Here is a 16,156-nt window from a genome sequence, read left to right on the forward strand (position 1 = left end):
CCCTCTGTTAACGAACCATTAATAAATTTTTCTATTAGTACGTCGCCCTGTATAAAATATAACGTTCGATTCGTTTTATGTGGGGCAATCATCGCGGCTAAATTTCTTAAAATAGAAATCGCATGATCACAACAGGCTCACCATAGAATTACTGACATGACCAGCACGTTGAGGTTGCAGGATATCGTTGATCGGAGCCGGTTTTCCGATCCCATAACCTTGGGCAAAATCAACGCCCATGTGCTGTAATCGTTGCCTGATAGCGTCATTTTCAACAAATTCAGCGATCGTTTTCATGCCCATGACATGTCCAATATCATTGATTGATTTAACCATAGCTTCATCAATCGGATCGTCCAAAATATCTTTAACAAACATACCGTCAATCTTCAATGTACACACAGGTAAATTTTTCAAGTAAGCAAATGAAGATAAACCACTGCCAAAGTCATCCAGCGCAAACTGACAACCAAACTCACTGAGTGTTTTTATAAACAAGGTCGCATCCCGCAAGTTACTGATCGCCGCAGTTTCGGTAATTTCAAACTTGATCATACTTGGCGGTAAGTTATGCAATGTGATCTGCTGCATAATATGATTCAGCAGCGTATTACTGCCTAATGATGCACCGGACAAGTTGATCGCCAGATGGTCTACATCAGCTAATTGCTGAAAATGTTGCTCCATCCAGGCAAAGGTATGGTCAACGACCCAACGGTCGATAGCGTTTGATAAATTATAGCGTTCTGCGGCTGGTAAAAATGCACCGGGGGGCACGATATCACCACTTCGTGTACGCAGGCGAAGTAGCACTTCGTAAATACGCTTTTGCGAAGGGTCTGAGAGCGACACGATAGGTTGTGCATAGAGTTCAAATCTATTTTCATTTAATGCATATTTTAGCTCATTAACCCAACGGAATTCACCATCGCGTTTGGCTAATAATTCATCCTCGGCGTGATAGATATGAATACGGTTACGACCTAAATCTTTAGCGGCATAACAGGCCGAGTCAACACCAATTAATATTTCTGTGGTGTTTTTAGTTTGACTGTTAATCTCAGCTAAACCTATGCTCGCACCGATACTGAATATATTTTTCTCCCACATAAACTGAAAATCAGCAATTAATTCCAGTATATTCTGTGCAGCTTTCTCAGCCTGCGTGAGGCCACATTGCGTCATTAAAATGGCAAATTCATCACCGCCTAAACGGGCTAATATATCTTGGGGTTTAATATTTTCAGCTAACAGCAGGCCTAACTGGCGCAGCAGTTCATCTCCGGCCATATGCCCACAGGTATCATTGATAATTTTAAACTGGTCCAGATCTAAGAAACATAATACATGGGTCGTATTATCTTGTTGTGCAGACATGATGCTTTGCGCCAGCAGATTTTCAAACTCATAGCGGTTGATTAACCCTGTCAGCATATCGTGAGTCGCTTGATAGGATATTTTTTGCGACGCAATTCTGGCCTCGGTAACATCCACTTGAATACCAATAAAGTGGGTTATAACGCCATCATTCGTAACTGGTACAATACAGACTTTGGCCCAGAATAGTTCACCATTTTTCTTACAGTTTTTTAATTCTCCACGCCATTCTTGGCCTGCTAATATCGTTGCCCACATATTTTTGTATACACTATCAGGCGTATCGCTGGAGCGAAAAACATTGGCTTTTTCACCGAGAACTTCGGCTGCAGTAAAACCTGTTATTGCGGTAAATTTAGGATTTACATACTCAATAATACCGCTAATATCAGTTATCAATATACTCTCAGGGCTGTATTCAACAACCATAGACAGCTTTTTTAAGTTAGCAGTGCTGCGCTGTTTTTCTGTTGTATCATTATATACGCCGATACCGCCTTCGATCTCTCCGGAACTGGAATAAAGCGGGACAAAATTAGCTTGTAAATGCATAAACCGTTGGCCGGATACTGATGTATAAGGACCTTCATAAACACTTACTTTACCTTGTAATGACTGCTTCACCATGTTGAGCAGCACGGTATCTTCAAGCCGATCTAGCATATTAAAACCAATAAGCGTATCCCTGTCAGAATCGAGAATTCCTTCAAAACATTTGTTTATTTTTTGGATTATGCCGTTATTATCATAGTGGAAAATGCCCACAGGTGAATACTCAAAAATGGACGTGAGCTTAGCTTCACTTTCAACCAACTCAGAGGTTTGTTTTGTTACCTTTTTTACTAAAATTCTGACCTGCCGACGAGGTTCTAAACAGAGCACAACAAATAACGGACAGGCAAATAGTAGAAATAATGCCGAGACAATTAAGGTGTAATATAGGGTTTCATTTAATAGTGTATCAATATGACCAATTGAAAGATCAGCAGCGACAATATATACGCTACCATCGTCCGCTTTAATGGGAATGAAGATACTGCGAAAATCCCCCCACTGATCATGATATTCATGAATTTGGTTCTGGTTTTTCTTAAAAATGGCCATAATACGTGGCGAGGCATAGTCATATAGCTCAAAATAGTTAAATGCAAATTTATTGGAATTTAGTTCAGCACCAGAGGCGCTTAAAGAAGTAAAAAAAATGTCATTATCCCGCAAGATAAGCGTATAGAGATAAACAATATCAGTGCGTCGAGTATATTCAGTTAATGCTAAGGTAATAGCAAGATCCTGTTGCTTAGACAGATCGGCTTTGTTCATTTCTTTATGATGAAATGCCTTGGGTAACATAGAGGGAATGCTTAGCGCTGCATTTTCCAGCTGCTGATCTAGCTCGGAGTATAGTTGCCGTTTTTCTTTAACATAATTCAATGCCGAAAAAATGAGTACCCATATTACATAGATCGCAATAGCAAAGTAGATCCGTAGGCTATTTTTGACTGACTGGAGCACTATAAAATATCACTGTGATTCATAAGGAAATGCATGTTGCCTTGTTAATAATAATATTGCAAATGACAACAGCGAATAAAAAACATGAATGTCCTACAACTATGATCTAGCACAATTATAATATTTTTGTTACAGCTTTAGATATTCAGTAGCTCTGACTATAAAACAGCAACTTACAAACTTTGTTGTTTGCTTTCAATCACTCTTAACCAAGCTAAAGCACGTTTTTCTACGCTAGGATAATTAGCGGCTAAACGAGCCAATGCTAATGCCTGTTGATAACGTTTTAGTTCAAAGACAGCTTGTACTTTTAGCAGAGCAACCTGCGCCTTAAATGTATTATTCTGAGTATTGATCTTGTTTAAGCTAGTCAACATCGCATCATATTGGCCTAATAGCGCTAATAGCTGGGCCTGAATTAAATAATGTTTGCCATTACCGCTTAGCTGCGCGCTTTTACCCCAGTATTGCTGCGCTTTATCATGCTCGCGCGCAAGTTGCCAATAACCCGCAATCTCTTTATATAATTGACTATTTTTGGCCAGTAAGCCTTGGCCTAACGATAACTCTAATAATTGTGCGGCTTGGTAAGGTGCGCCTTGATTGGCACGTAATCGCGCCAGTGTTTTAACCTGGTTAGCACTATCAAGATAACCACGGGCATAGGCCAGTTCATAGGTTGAAAGGGTACGCGCATGGTCCTGACGCAAATTATAAATAGCAGCAAGTTGCATCCACCAGCGTTTTTCAGTCGGATAGGCCTCGGTTAACTGAGTTAATGTTGCCGTGGCCTTTTTATAATATTCCAATTTATAAAACGCACTCAGCTGAAGTAAGTGCACACTTTTATTAAATTTCACTGATAAAACAATCGCCTTATCGGCAGCGGGAATCAATAATGTCCAAGCTTGCGTTTGATAATAGGCTTGCGCTAAGTTTTGATAGAGGCCTTTATCGGGCGCGGTATTGATTAAACTTAAATATAAATCAATCGCCTTGTTAGTTTTCCCCGCGTTCAAATACAAATCTGCCAGCATGCGTTGGCTTTGCTGTTGCTCTTTTTTAACTAGAGCATGTTGTGCCACGGCACTTTCCAGCATAATTATCGCTTGGTCTTGCTGATTTAGGCTCCAATATAAATTAGCGCGAAAGCGATCCACATAGGCCTTATCAAATCCCTCTCTAGTAGTCACTTCATTTAATACACTAAGTGCATCAGTTAATTTATCCTGCTCATAATGTTTAAAGGCAAGGCTAACTTGACCCCCTACATTGCGGCTTAAACTTGGTGCTTTTTCTGCGTAAACACCATTAGCCCAAAATAGCATGGCAAACAACAACCACTTCATATTAAGACTCCAATTTAAAATCAAGACGGATCTTTTGACCTAACTGCGATATCGCTTGGCCATTCACCATCGTGGGTTTATATTTCCATTTTTTTAGGGCGCGTTTGGCATCACGTTCAAATAAACGCTTAGGTTTGGCCTCTAATATTTGAATATTAACCACCCTGCCTGCTTCATTAATATCAAAAGATAAAACCACATAACCTTGCTTGCCTAAACGTAATGCCTTAGCCGGATATCTCGGCTCAACTCGGTATAGCGGCATTGCCATTGTTTCACCAACATGAGCAAGCGGCGCTAAAGCACGTTCTATACCCGGCATGCTGATGGACATGGCTGAAACACTGCTCGATAGATCCATGGCAGGCATATCTAAGCTGGCACTCACCCCAGGATTTTGCATCACGGGTTTAATGCTTGGGCTCGGCACCGCGCTTACCTGAGGTTTAGGCTCGGGTGGTTTCGGTTTTTGTCTATGTTTAGATTGAAAAGACTCATCCTGCTGACTCATTACCAAATCAAAATAGCTGTTCTCTTCGGTATCTTTTGGTAGGCTAACCTGATTATTAATCAGACTCGCCATAAAGATAAACAGGGAAAAGCTGATTAAGGGCGCGCCAATAGCGGCAAGTAGAAAGCGCATTATTGTTTAGGCTCCGCTGCCACGGATATTTGCCCGATGCCTGCGGTCCGAGCCGCATCCATCACTTTTACCACTATGCCATGACGCGTATCTTGATCCGCTTGGATCACTAAACCGACTTCCCCTCGGTCTGCTAAAATACGTTCTAAATTAGCCCCTAATCTTTGTATATCAACCTGTTTTCTATCCATATATATCTCACCATCGGCCTTAATGGCAATAAAAATACCGGCTTTGGTTTGCTCGGTGGCGGTGGCGGCTTTAGGGCGATTGACTTCAACGCCAGATTCACGCACAAACGAGGTGGTGACAATAAAAAAGATCAGCATAATAAACACCACATCTAACATGGGCGTCATATCAATTTGCGTATCATCTTCGGCGCGTATACGTCTTCTTCTCATGGCTATCTTCTCTTTAATTTATTTTTGACTAGTCAGCTTCAGTAATAAACTGGTTAATAAATTTTTACGCTGGCTCTGTAGGCGTGAATAAAAAAACAAACCGGATAAGGCACAAACAAGGCCGGCCATCGTGGGAATGGTGGCCATAGAAATTCCTGAGGCTAATAACCTCGGATTTCCCGTACCATGTACCGCCACCACATCAAAGACTTGGATCATGCCACTTACCGTGCCTAACAAACCGAGCAAAGGAAAAATCTTAATCAGTACATTTAAAAATGACATGTGCTGCTGTAGTTTTAATTCCGCTTGCGCTATCCAAGCCTGGCGAATTTGCAATGCAAACCATGATTCCTGATCAAACCTTTGCTGCCACTGACTGCTTATTTGCTGACTAAACTTGGGAAAGACCACCAGCAAGTAATAACCACGTTCAATAATCAGGCCCCAAAGCAGCAATAATAAAAACGCAATCAGCCACAGCACTTGCCCGCCACTATTCATAAAGTCACTGACGAGATCGACCTGTTTAGCTAACCAGTTCATATTGCTCTACTGTTTTTTTGTTGGTGTGCGTGACGGCTTGAATTTGGCTATTACTATTATTTTTACTTTCAGTTTCTGTTTCAGCTTCCGCTTGCAGTGCAATTAAACCGGCACTTTGCTGCTCAAGAATATTGATTAACGAGTTAGCGCGACTATGTAATAAACTATGAATTAATAACAGCGGGAGTGCCGCAATTAGCCCCATAACAGTGGTGATCAGCGCCATGGAAATACCGCCCGCCATCAACTTAGGATCACCCGTACCAAACAGGGTAATCGATTGGAAGGTCGCAATCATGCCGGTTACCGTACCCAGTAAGCCCATCATAGGTGCAATCGCGGCTAATACTTTTAATACACTCGAGCCACGCTCTAATCTGGGTATTTCCCGCAGAACCGCTTCTTCGATTTTAAGTTCGAGCACTTGGGTGTTTTGCTTTTTATTTTGCTGATAAATAGCAAATATGCGCCCTAGACTATTATCTAAATTAGCCAGTGTGTTGTTTAGTTGCGCCTTAATTTTTAACGATTCTTTGCTTAGGACAATAAAACGAACTAATGCCACGATCAGACCGAAAATAAGGATCGCAAAGATTAAATAGCCAATCACACCACCCTGTTGAAAACGCTCGCTCCAGGTAGGAGTACGAGATAAAACCTTTAACAGATCGCCCTTGGCTGGATCAAAATAGAAGGCTTTAACGGGCTCATTGCTGCTTAACCAGTGATCAAAGGTCGTTTTCACTTCAGCTGGTACAGGGCGAGTTAAGGGTTGTGGTAATTGGGATTGTTTATTTAATACCAGATACTGCGTATCATCCACTAGGTTAAATGCACCAAAACGTGTCACGGTTTGCTCACTGGCTAGACCGCTGCTATCTAATACCGTGGTTTTAAAAGTACTGATCTTGGCTGATTCTGTCATTTCCTGTTGGATAACAAACCATAGCTGCTCCAACTCGGCGAGGGATGGCAATTCTTTGCGTTTAGAAAGGCTGGTAACAAAGGATAAACGCTCAGGGTATTGTACCGAAATAACCGACTGCTCAATATCCGCAGCAAACTCACCGGAAACTTGACGCACCACACCAAATAATTCACCGAGATTGTCTTTCGCTAGTTCTAAATCAGTTGCTAACTGCGCGAGTTTTTTCTCATTATCATCAAAGGCTAGACCTAAGGTTTGTGCCTGTTGTTTGGCCATGGCTAAACGCTGCTGCGCTTTATTTAAGCTGGCTTGCCACTCACTTAAATCCCCGGAGAATTGTTGCTTGCGCTCACTTTCCAGTAAACGTGTTTGCTGTTGCTGAGATTTAACGGTTAATAACAATTCATCCAAGGTATTGGCATAAAGATTAACGCTGATCAAAAACAATAAACTAGTAAGTAATTTCATTAGTTAACCTCGCTTAACAGAGGCAGTTCAAGTAACGCCGGAATATCTGTTTTGTTGCTGATTCGAATTGCTTTTTCTATGCCGCGCGCATAGGTAGGATCAATACTTAACCATTGATTATGTTGACGATCCCAAGTCCATACCTGATGACCATCGAGTGAAACTGCTACAAACACAATGCGCCCAAGATAGAAGTAATTAACCGTACGCAGCTGACCATCAATCATTAATGAAGCTTGGTATTGGCCCATCTTATTGCCGTATTCAGCTTCGATAACATAGGATCCTAACAAGCGACGGTATTTTTCAGCCTCACTCACATCGGCCTTAGCCATCATGTTTTGTAGCTGAGTTAATCTTTCCTTACGCTCCTGCGCTAATAACGGTGCATCCAGTTCAACAAAGCGCTCAAGATTTTCAAGCATACGTACCATCAGAGGAACAATGCCCTGACGCGTTTCCTTCACACTGACGATTTGTTCATCTAGCGAAGTCTGCTCGGCCTCTTGATCCGTTAATAAACGCTGTAAATAACGGTTATACAACTCCAGATTTTCCGACTCATCCTGCAGCGCCTTAACTTGCTGACGAATTTGAATCAACTGGTCGTCAATTTTATTAATCTCTAGTTGTGATTGTTTACTGCTGGCCTGACTATTCAGACTGTGCTTTTGTAAGCTTTCAACCGAGGTTGCCCAACTTGGGCTACAGCAAGCCATAAGGGCCACAACGATTAAACTTTTATTGAGGAAATACACGTTTATTAGGTTCCAACATTAGAGTGAAAATATGACTAAGCGATATACTGCGCATCGAGCAAATCGTAGCCCGAATTCGACGCCACCTTGTTTAACCTGATATTAAACATCTGCTCGGCTAGCTGAGAATTCAAAGTCGTTGGCGTAGGCCCTTGAGCCAAGCAAGCCCCTTGGTGCAAGGCTATCATTTGTGGGCAAAAGCGACTGGCCAAATTCAAATCATGAATGGCAATAATACACAGCATATTATGCTGCTTTACATAGTCCGCTAATAACATCATCACCTGTAGCTGCCGCGATAGATCCAGGGCACTGGTGGGTTCATCCAAGAGTAATACCGAGGGATTGCGGATCAAGCCCTGACCAATCGCCACCAGTTGCTTTTGACCACCACTTAAATCCGCTAAAAATTGATTAGCTAACTCGCTGATATTAAGAAGCTGCATAATATCACTGACTTTTTGCTCCTTCGAGTGTTGATTCATGGGTGCCGATGCGAGATTCAGGGCCAGCATCAGGCCTTCAAAAACCGTTAAACGAATATGGTAATCGGTTAGCTGAGGCACGTAACAAACCGCTAAACTACGCTGTTTGCTGGGCATGCGTTCGAGATCCTGCCCTTCTAGCATTATTGTTCCGCTACGATTTTTAGTGATCCCCGCAATCAAGCGAAACAGGCTCGATTTCCCCGTCCCATTCGCGCCAATTAATGCAGTTAATACGCCGCGGTTAATGCTGGTGATATTAAGGTTATTTAAGACCTTTTTTTTGCCATAACTGAGGTGGATATTGGACATTGATAACGCCATCTTTATTTCTGCCTTATTGTAAAAATTAAAATGAAGAAACAAGGAATACCAATCAAGGACGTGGTGATACCTATGGGTAATACAGCACCACTGATCACTAATTTACTGAGAACACTGGCTAGCGATAACAAACTCGCCCCGACTAAGATACTGCCGGGTAAGAAAAAACGTTGGTCTTCACCAAGTAATAAACGCGCGATATGGGGAGCCACTAAACCAACAAAACCGATGGTGCCAACAAATGCCACAGCAACCGAGGCTAATAACGCACAAGCCAACAAGGAAAACAAACGTAACCGGTCCACATTAACACCCATGCTTCGGGCTTGTTCATCACCAAAACGTAACGCGGTTAATTGGTCTCGGTAGCGGAAAAAAAAGAGCAACATACTGACTAATACCACAGAGCAAATCATGACCTTTTCAAAACTGGCCCGCGCTAGAGATCCTAAGGTCCAAAAAACCAATTGTTGTAGTGCATCTTCACTGGCGATGTATTGTAAGAAGGCTAACAAAGCATTAAAACTGAACATCAAGGCAATGCCGGCTAATACCAACGTTTGATAACCCACGCCGCGCATTTTGCTGATGGCAAACAACACCAGTGCACTGAGCATGGCAAACAGAAACGCATTAACCGAGACGATGTATACGCCAGCAACGGGCAACACAGCCCAATCCAAAACAAAAGTTAACGCAGCGCCAAAGGCGGCAGCAGCAGAGATCCCGAGGGTAAAGGGATCGGCCAGCGGGTTATTTAAAATAGTTTGCATCTGCGCACCGGCGCAAGCCAGCATCGCCCCCACCAAAATAGCAATAAGGGCGATGGGCATACGTATCTGCCACAGGATTAAATCTAATTTAGGATCAGGGCAATCCACTAAACATGCACCTACCTCAAGCAACCCATAACTGCTTGGCCCAGAGCTTAAATCCCAAATAAAACTAAACACTAATAGAACGCTTAAAGCCAATAAAATAAGTGATTTAGTTAAACGCTGGCGACGATAGAAAAAACGCTGCTGAGTAATAACAAGCTGGGCACTACTCACGGTAATTGACTCCAAAAAATACCTGAAGATTGAAATGGCATAAACTGCTGATGATATTCCTGCCAGACTTGCTGTGGATCCAAATCGCTAAACAAACTCGGGTGCATCCACTTAGCCATCACCTGAATAGCAACAAAATAACCTGGGTGGTTATAATATTGATGCCAGATTACATACACCTGTTTATTTTTCACCACTGGCATTTGTGGCCAACCAGTACGCTGCACTAAGGCTTGCATACCTGAGTCGACCTGTGATTGCTGCGCTGAATAACCCAGAGGCGGAGAAATGCTTTGTTTTTTATGCGACCAGTTACCCGTAGTGGCGATAATGATATCAAAATCTTCCACCAACAGGGTTTCCGGGTTTAAATCCACGGAGACACCCGAGGTTTTGCTACTGCCCCAATTTATCGCGCCAGCCATCTCGGCAAATGCACCAAAATTGGCTTGACCAAACACGCGGCAACAAACCGGGCCATTAATGCCTGCAGCACGTTCCAGCAAGACTAAGGGTTGCTTATGTTTATTTTCCGCTAACCTTTGCTCAACAATATTCAATTGCTTTTGCACAAAGTTAGAAAACTTCTGCGCCTGCGCTTGCTGCCCTAATACTTGCCCGAGAATGTGCATACTGGGTAGAAGGTGATTGCTTAAGTCGTGACGATAATCGATAAATAAATAGGGAATAGACAAAGCATCAAGGCGATTTAATGTTTCCGATTGCAGTAAGTTATCTCGATAATTAAGGCTAAATATGACTAAGTCAGCATTTAAGCTAAAGGCTTGCTCAACGTCAAATTGACCCGTGCTAGGACTGGCCACAGTTGGTTTATTAACGAAGGATGGATACAATTCAGTGAGTTTCTGCCAGGTGTCTCGGTCCGCTTTAGCCAGATCATCCGCCAGAGCGCGAATATTATGCCCTGGAGACTGAGGCTGCAGCGCCATCACCAGGTACATCATACGTCCTTCGGAAAGAATTATATTCTTTGGTGGTTGTTCGAATGTGACCTGTCTGCCGCTCAGGTCCGAAACCACAAAAGCCTTACCCACACTGGGTAAGACTAAAAGTATCAGCAAAATAAGCTGTCTCATTAATTAACGTTATAGTCCTTTATTTGAATGAATAGCTATAAGTAAGCAAGAAGTTGGCTGGTGCACCTTGGTTAATTTGAGTTAAAGCACTCGAGTTCCCCGTTGCGCCCGAATAGTATTTCTCATCGGTGATATTGTTCGCGTTCAACTGCAGCATATGCGCATCCCATTGATAATTAGCCATCAAGTCCAACGTGGTATAAGCGTCTAATTTCACCGCTTCTTTACTACCAACAAAACGTTCACCAATATAATTAGCGCCGCCGCCGACTTTAAAGCCATTCGACACTTGGTAGGTATTCCAAAACGAAAATGTATGTTCAGGTACATCATTTGCCTTGTAACCCGTGTCTTTGTTTTCCGCATCAAGGTAGGTATAACCCGAGCTAATTAACCAGTCTGCAGCTAACTCACCCTTTAACTCCAATTCAACACCACGATGACGGTCATTATTTACTGCAGTCACAACACCTTGATCATTGGTTTCTGGATTTTCTCGCTCGATATTAAAAATTGCACTGTTTAGCGCCAGACGGTTGTCAAATAAATCGAGTTTAAAACCTAACTCAGCGAGGTCGGTTTTTAACAACGCTCCTTTGGTCGGTGCAGCATAAATCCCACCCCAAGGTAGAGCGTAAGAACGGCCCACAGCGGCATAAATGGCGCTATTTTCTGTTGGCTGGAAAACTAAACCTGCACGTGGGCTTAATTTGTCATCTTTAATAACAAAGCTCTCGGCACCCGGTTTATCTTGGGTGCTTTTGATCCAATCGTAGCGGGCACTGACTAATACTTTCCATGAGTCGCCTAGGCTTAATACATCTTGGAAATATAACGCAGTTGAATCCACCTGATTGGTACGGTTTAGTGCTAGTTCGGGTCTGTCATAACTAAAATCAGTCGACGCATACAGCGGGGCATCCGGTGCAGTAGTGCCACCCGAAGTGCTCACACGTTTCATACGATTAGCATCTGCACCGATTAATAATTGGTGACTACCTAATTCAATATTTAACTCAGATTGCAGACCCGAGTCTTCTTGCGGATCAAAAGCAAAGGCAACCACTTTACGCTCTAACACATCACCCACAACTTTCACATTACGGGTACCGGCTTGCTCCATTTCTACACGTGAATAATGGATTTTATTGGTCCACTGCGTATTGTCATTAAAGTAATGCTTAATACTTAATGCACCATTAAATGACGTATTTTCCTGAAAATCGCTAGAACTTGCATAAGAGGTACCGTTATCAACATCAATAGGTTGACCGTCTACCGATGGGATACCTCGAACCGGAGAAACTTCCTGATCCATGAATTCAAGGTCAAGGTCTACTTGGGTATTATCACTTAGCTCTAGACGGAAAGTCGGGGCAATAAATAGGGTATTGTAATCGGCATTATCAACATGGCTATCACCCTGCTTATATTCCAGGTTGATGCGGCCGTTCAGATTATCAGTTAGACGACCCCCCAAGTCAGCAGTAATGCCTGTACGGTCAAAGCTACCAGCTTGTAATTTTACATCGGCAACACTACGGCCATCCGCTTTTTTGGTCACAAGGTTAATTAAACCGCCAGCACTGCCGCGACCATAAAGTGCACCAGCCGAGCCTTTAATGACTTCGATTCGTTCTACGTTAGCCATGCTACGAAATGCCTGATTACTGCCGCCATCACGTAGACCATTACGATAAACATCGTATAACGCATCAAAGCCACGAATAGTGAAATGGTCTCGTGCACCTTCACCCGATGGAGAAGCAATACCCGGTACACCTTTTAGGGCATCACCTAGCGTTAACGCGCCTTTATCTTGTATCTCTTGCTGGCCAACCACAGAAACCATTTGTGGAACTTCCAATAATGACATGTCTACTTTTAGCGCACTTTGGTTATCAGCGGGTTTATAAGTAGGTTGCTGCTCACCGAACACCACCATAGTCTCGGTATTGTCTTGGGCTACAACACTGTTCGCTGCCAATACTAAGCCAATCGCTAAACTTAGTTTCGAAATATTTCCGTATTTTACATTCATTATCCTGTTCCCTATCCTTTCCCTTTAAAATTGACGATGCAAATTTAATACATTGGCGCCAATTAGTAAAGCTAAATGATAACAATTTTCATTAACGATTAAAGGGGTGGCAAAGAATTACTACCACGCCAGTCAATAAAGGACGACTAAGCTGGATAAAATAATATAATTATCAATACAATATGAACATGGATGAAGAAGGGGGAATTGAGTTGTTATAGAAAAATAAGCTTAATATTTAATCAACAATTGGCAATAATGCCCAAATTTTACGTTGATATATTCCTCTCCCAGTAAGAGAGAAATAACCAAGCAAGACAATCAGAGGAGAAAACGAAGGAAATACATATTTATAATGTTGTAGATAACAGAAAATTACGCCGGTTGGTCTTTCGTTACGTATTTTTTCCAAGCGTAAAGGTGTTGATAAATTAAGTTTTTCAGGCTCAATAGATCCTTGTTTTGCAATGCTTCAACCATCGCAAAATGTTCATCACGTGCCTGTTCAGAGGCTTTAACATTTAGCCAACCAGGACGACTAACCCGTATGCCCTGCTCACGTAAATCATTAATTAAATCACACAAAAAAGGGTTAGTACAAAAACTATAATAGTGCTGATGAAAGGCAAGGTTAGCCTTGATCAGTTTCTTATGGTCCCCTTCAGCCAAGGCCTTGGCAAAGTTTGTAGCATGCTCAGTAAGTAACACTAAACCCTGTGTATCAATTCTAGCAAGCACTTGACTGGCAGCGCCCAATTCCAACAATGCCCGTGCTTCGGTAATTTGTTCTCTTTCCTCCGCACTATGCTCACGAACCCGATGACCTCGATAGTGAATATGCTCAAGGACATTACGATTGGTTAATTCGCCTAACACCTGACGCACGGTAAAACGGTTCACGTCCAGCAGCTTTTCTAGCTCATTCTGGCGTAAAAATTCACAACCTTTAAATTCACCATTTTGAATTTTGTGCTGTAACAGATCCGCCAATTCAGAGATCAGCTGATCGGATATTTTTTTATCTTTCACTCGACGTTACACCTAGAAATAAATGAATTATGACTAACTGAAAGAATATTATACAAGTCAAAGAGTTATAGCAATGAAAATTGGTGCCAATCTTTGTGTGAGTGATTACGCAACAGTCCCATCATGATAATAAGTTAAACGGAGTGCAGAAAAGGGGTTTATAAATCCAATTAGCATCAATAGTTGTTAATACGTTTTCATATCTTGGTTAAAAAAAATCCTCACTCTTAAATAAGAATGAGGATTATGATCTATCTGTAAGATCGTTCAAGTGTTCTTAAACGAGCGGCATTATGCTTAGATAACAGATTGTTATCTTTCTATTCACCATCAACTCAAACATGGTTCCACATTCAAGTTAAAACAGTCTTACAGTGCAGCAGCTTCTACTTCAGCTACAAGCGCGTTTATTTGCGCGATATTGTCTGTCATTTCAGAACGAAAATCATCCGCAACTGTTTTAACAGGTAGCGTAAGGTAAGTTTCAAGCTGTACAACTAACAACTTCAATAGCGCAGAATAAGTCGCTGTGTTTTGCGCTTCTTCTAGTGCTAATAATGCAGCGCTAATTGCAAAGTGTTGTGTTTCTGGCTGGTCTGCTTTAGCTAAATGTTTATTTACTTTTAACTCAGCGTAATCAACGAACTGTAGCTTGATGTCGATGTCATTGTTTAGCTTTTCTAAAAATTGTGTATTGTCAGTCATAAATAGGCCTTTGTTGTTAAATGCTTACTTAAACAATAAGTAGCACGATTTTGAAAAACGTCAAACGAAAAAAGCCTGCTCAATGAGCAGGCTTTTCCAGATTCCAATCACTTGGAAAAATAATTGGTCGGTGATAGAGGATTCGAACCTCTGACCCCCTGGTCCCAAACCAGGTGCGCTACCAAGCTGCGCTAATCACCGAACATGGTGCGGAAGGAGAGACTTGAACTCTCACACTTTGCAATACTAGAACCTAAATCTAGCGCGTCTACCAATTCCGCCACTTCCGCACTAACTATCAACTTATCAGCAGGTAATACTGACAAGGGTCGATAACATCACCTGAGTGAGTCATCAAATATGGGGCGACTGAAGGGGATTGAACCCTCGACAACCGGAATCACAATCCGGGGCTCTACCAACTGAGCTACAACCGCCACAAACTTTCACATCAACCCGTTTTGGTAAACGAATCAATTTTAATATGGTGACCCCTATAGGATTCGAACCTATGGCCTACGGCTTAGAAGGCCGTTGCTCTATCCAACTGAGCTAAGGAGTCATTGGTCGGTGATAGAGGATTCGAACCTCTGACCCCCTGGTCCCAAACCAGGTGCGCTACCAAGCTGCGCTAATCACCGAACTTGTTGAAGACAACGTCTGTCAACGAGGGTGGATATTACAGAGTTGCTCTGTTCGCGTCAAATAGTTTATTAAACCGAAGAAACAACTGCCTAATAGTTATACACCAAGCGAGATTATAACAACAATATGCACGATTTCGATGCTAATTGCAGACTTTTTACTAAATAGTAACGCAAATAAATAACAAAGCAGGTCTAAATTAACCTGCTTATCGACGTTCTAATCTATTTATACTAGCTCTGCAACCACAGTTTCAGACCAAGACTCTAAATTTAGCTTAGCTAATTCATCCGCAGTTAAGAAACCCGCTAGATTCAACGCGTCTTCTTTACTAGTTACAACCAGATCAGCGTGTACTTCAGCAACCAATACAATACCTAGATGCACTTCATCAACAGGGGTTACATCTTTAGAAAGGTAACCAATTGTCGTCATGCCAAGAAAATCACTCTCTGTTAAGCCTAACTCTTCATGTAATTCACGGTACATACCGGTACGTAACGTATCAGTTAACTGGAATACGCCTTTTTCATCATAAACCGCATCAACGGCATCAACGTGACCACCAATACCAATACTGAATAAGTTATGTAAACGAGATTCACCACCGGATTTAGAACGTTCGTATGCCAAGTATTTGTCACCCTGCTTTACCACTACATAGGGAATAAGCTGGCGAAATTTAGGGTTTGTTTCTAACAGCGCACGCTGCATGATAACGACATCTTTGCTTTCGATATTAACAGTCGCACTGTCAATTAAACGGGTTGAAGGTGCTGCAACGTCTGCAAAA

14 protein-coding genes and 5 tRNA genes are annotated in these 16,156 nt (G+C 42.1%); all 19 read right to left on the reverse strand.

All coding sequences use genetic code 11. The annotated features are described in order from the left end of the window. Positions 1-126 precede the first annotated feature (126 nt). Positions 127-2,889, reverse strand: a complete 2,763-nt coding sequence (locus tag PE36_RS03855) for an EAL domain-containing protein (protein ID WP_232286521.1) — start codon at positions 2,887-2,889, stop codon at positions 127-129. 173 nt (positions 2,890-3,062) lie between these two features. Next, a complete protein-coding gene (locus PE36_RS03860; protein WP_006030652.1) occupies positions 3,063-4,238 on the reverse strand; it encodes a lipopolysaccharide assembly protein LapB in 1,176 nt (391 codons plus the stop codon). Position 4,239: 1 nt separating this feature from the next. Then, the gene (locus PE36_RS03865) at positions 4,240-4,881 is read right to left on the reverse strand and encodes an energy transducer TonB (RefSeq protein ID WP_006030653.1); all 642 of its coding nucleotides are present in this window, start codon (positions 4,879-4,881) and stop codon (positions 4,240-4,242) included. After that, complete coding sequence (locus PE36_RS03870; protein WP_006030654.1) at positions 4,881-5,285, reverse strand: biopolymer transporter ExbD; 405 nt, start codon at positions 5,283-5,285, stop codon at positions 4,881-4,883. Before PE36_RS03870 ends, PE36_RS03865 begins: the two co-directional genes overlap by 1 nt. Positions 5,286-5,303: 18 nt before the next feature. Then, on the reverse strand, positions 5,304-5,831 hold the full coding sequence (locus PE36_RS03875; RefSeq protein ID WP_006030655.1) for a MotA/TolQ/ExbB proton channel family protein: 528 nt from the start codon (positions 5,829-5,831) through the stop codon (positions 5,304-5,306). Then, positions 5,815-7,227: a MotA/TolQ/ExbB proton channel family protein gene (locus PE36_RS03880; RefSeq protein ID WP_006030656.1), complete on the reverse strand. Its 1,413-nt coding sequence runs from the start codon at positions 7,225-7,227 to the stop codon at positions 5,815-5,817. Before PE36_RS03880 ends, PE36_RS03875 begins: the two co-directional genes overlap by 17 nt. After that, positions 7,227-7,946, reverse strand: coding sequence for a DUF3450 domain-containing protein (locus tag PE36_RS03885; protein ID WP_006030657.1), 720 nt, complete (start codon positions 7,944-7,946; stop codon positions 7,227-7,229). Before PE36_RS03885 ends, PE36_RS03880 begins: the two co-directional genes overlap by 1 nt. Positions 7,947-8,020: 74 nt before the next feature. Then, positions 8,021-8,794 carry an ABC transporter ATP-binding protein gene (locus tag PE36_RS03890; RefSeq protein ID WP_006030658.1) on the reverse strand — a complete coding sequence of 258 codons (774 nt, stop codon included), beginning with the start codon at positions 8,792-8,794 and terminating at the stop codon, positions 8,021-8,023. Between the two features lie 2 nt (positions 8,795-8,796). Then, complete coding sequence (locus PE36_RS03895) at positions 8,797-9,846, reverse strand: iron ABC transporter permease (RefSeq protein WP_006030659.1); 1,050 nt, start codon at positions 9,844-9,846, stop codon at positions 8,797-8,799. Next, positions 9,843-10,943, reverse strand: coding sequence for an ABC transporter substrate-binding protein (locus PE36_RS03900; RefSeq protein WP_083797971.1), 1,101 nt, complete (start codon positions 10,941-10,943; stop codon positions 9,843-9,845). Before PE36_RS03900 ends, PE36_RS03895 begins: the two co-directional genes overlap by 4 nt. A gap of 19 nt (positions 10,944-10,962) precedes the next feature. After that, entirely contained in the window at positions 10,963-12,984 is a 2,022-nt protein-coding gene (locus PE36_RS03905) for a TonB-dependent siderophore receptor (RefSeq protein WP_006030661.1), read from the reverse strand. Between the two features lie 375 nt (positions 12,985-13,359). Next, on the reverse strand, positions 13,360-14,013 hold the full coding sequence (locus tag PE36_RS03910) for a GntR family transcriptional regulator (RefSeq protein ID WP_006030662.1): 654 nt from the start codon (positions 14,011-14,013) through the stop codon (positions 13,360-13,362). A gap of 369 nt (positions 14,014-14,382) precedes the next feature. Further along, positions 14,383-14,718 (reverse strand): hypothetical protein, encoded by a 336-nt coding sequence (locus tag PE36_RS03915; RefSeq protein ID WP_006030663.1) that lies wholly within the window; start codon positions 14,716-14,718, stop codon positions 14,383-14,385. Between the two features lie 124 nt (positions 14,719-14,842). Further along, a tRNA-Pro gene (locus tag PE36_RS03920) sits at positions 14,843-14,919 on the reverse strand. A 4-nt stretch (positions 14,920-14,923) separates the two neighbouring features. Next, positions 14,924-15,008: transfer RNA gene (locus PE36_RS03925), tRNA-Leu, on the reverse strand. A 71-nt stretch (positions 15,009-15,079) separates the two neighbouring features. Further along, a tRNA-His gene (locus PE36_RS03930) sits at positions 15,080-15,155 on the reverse strand. A gap of 48 nt (positions 15,156-15,203) precedes the next feature. Further along, a tRNA-Arg gene (locus tag PE36_RS03935) sits at positions 15,204-15,280 on the reverse strand. A gap of 2 nt (positions 15,281-15,282) precedes the next feature. After that, positions 15,283-15,359 (reverse strand) — tRNA-Pro (locus tag PE36_RS03940). A gap of 232 nt (positions 15,360-15,591) precedes the next feature. Continuing rightward, positions 15,592-16,156 (reverse strand): NUDIX domain-containing protein (locus PE36_RS03945; protein WP_006030664.1); only part of this gene is annotated, 565 nt, incomplete at its 5' end.

The sequence above is a fragment of the Moritella sp. PE36 genome, assembly GCF_000170855.1.
Taxonomy (GTDB): domain Bacteria; phylum Pseudomonadota; class Gammaproteobacteria; order Enterobacterales; family Moritellaceae; genus Moritella.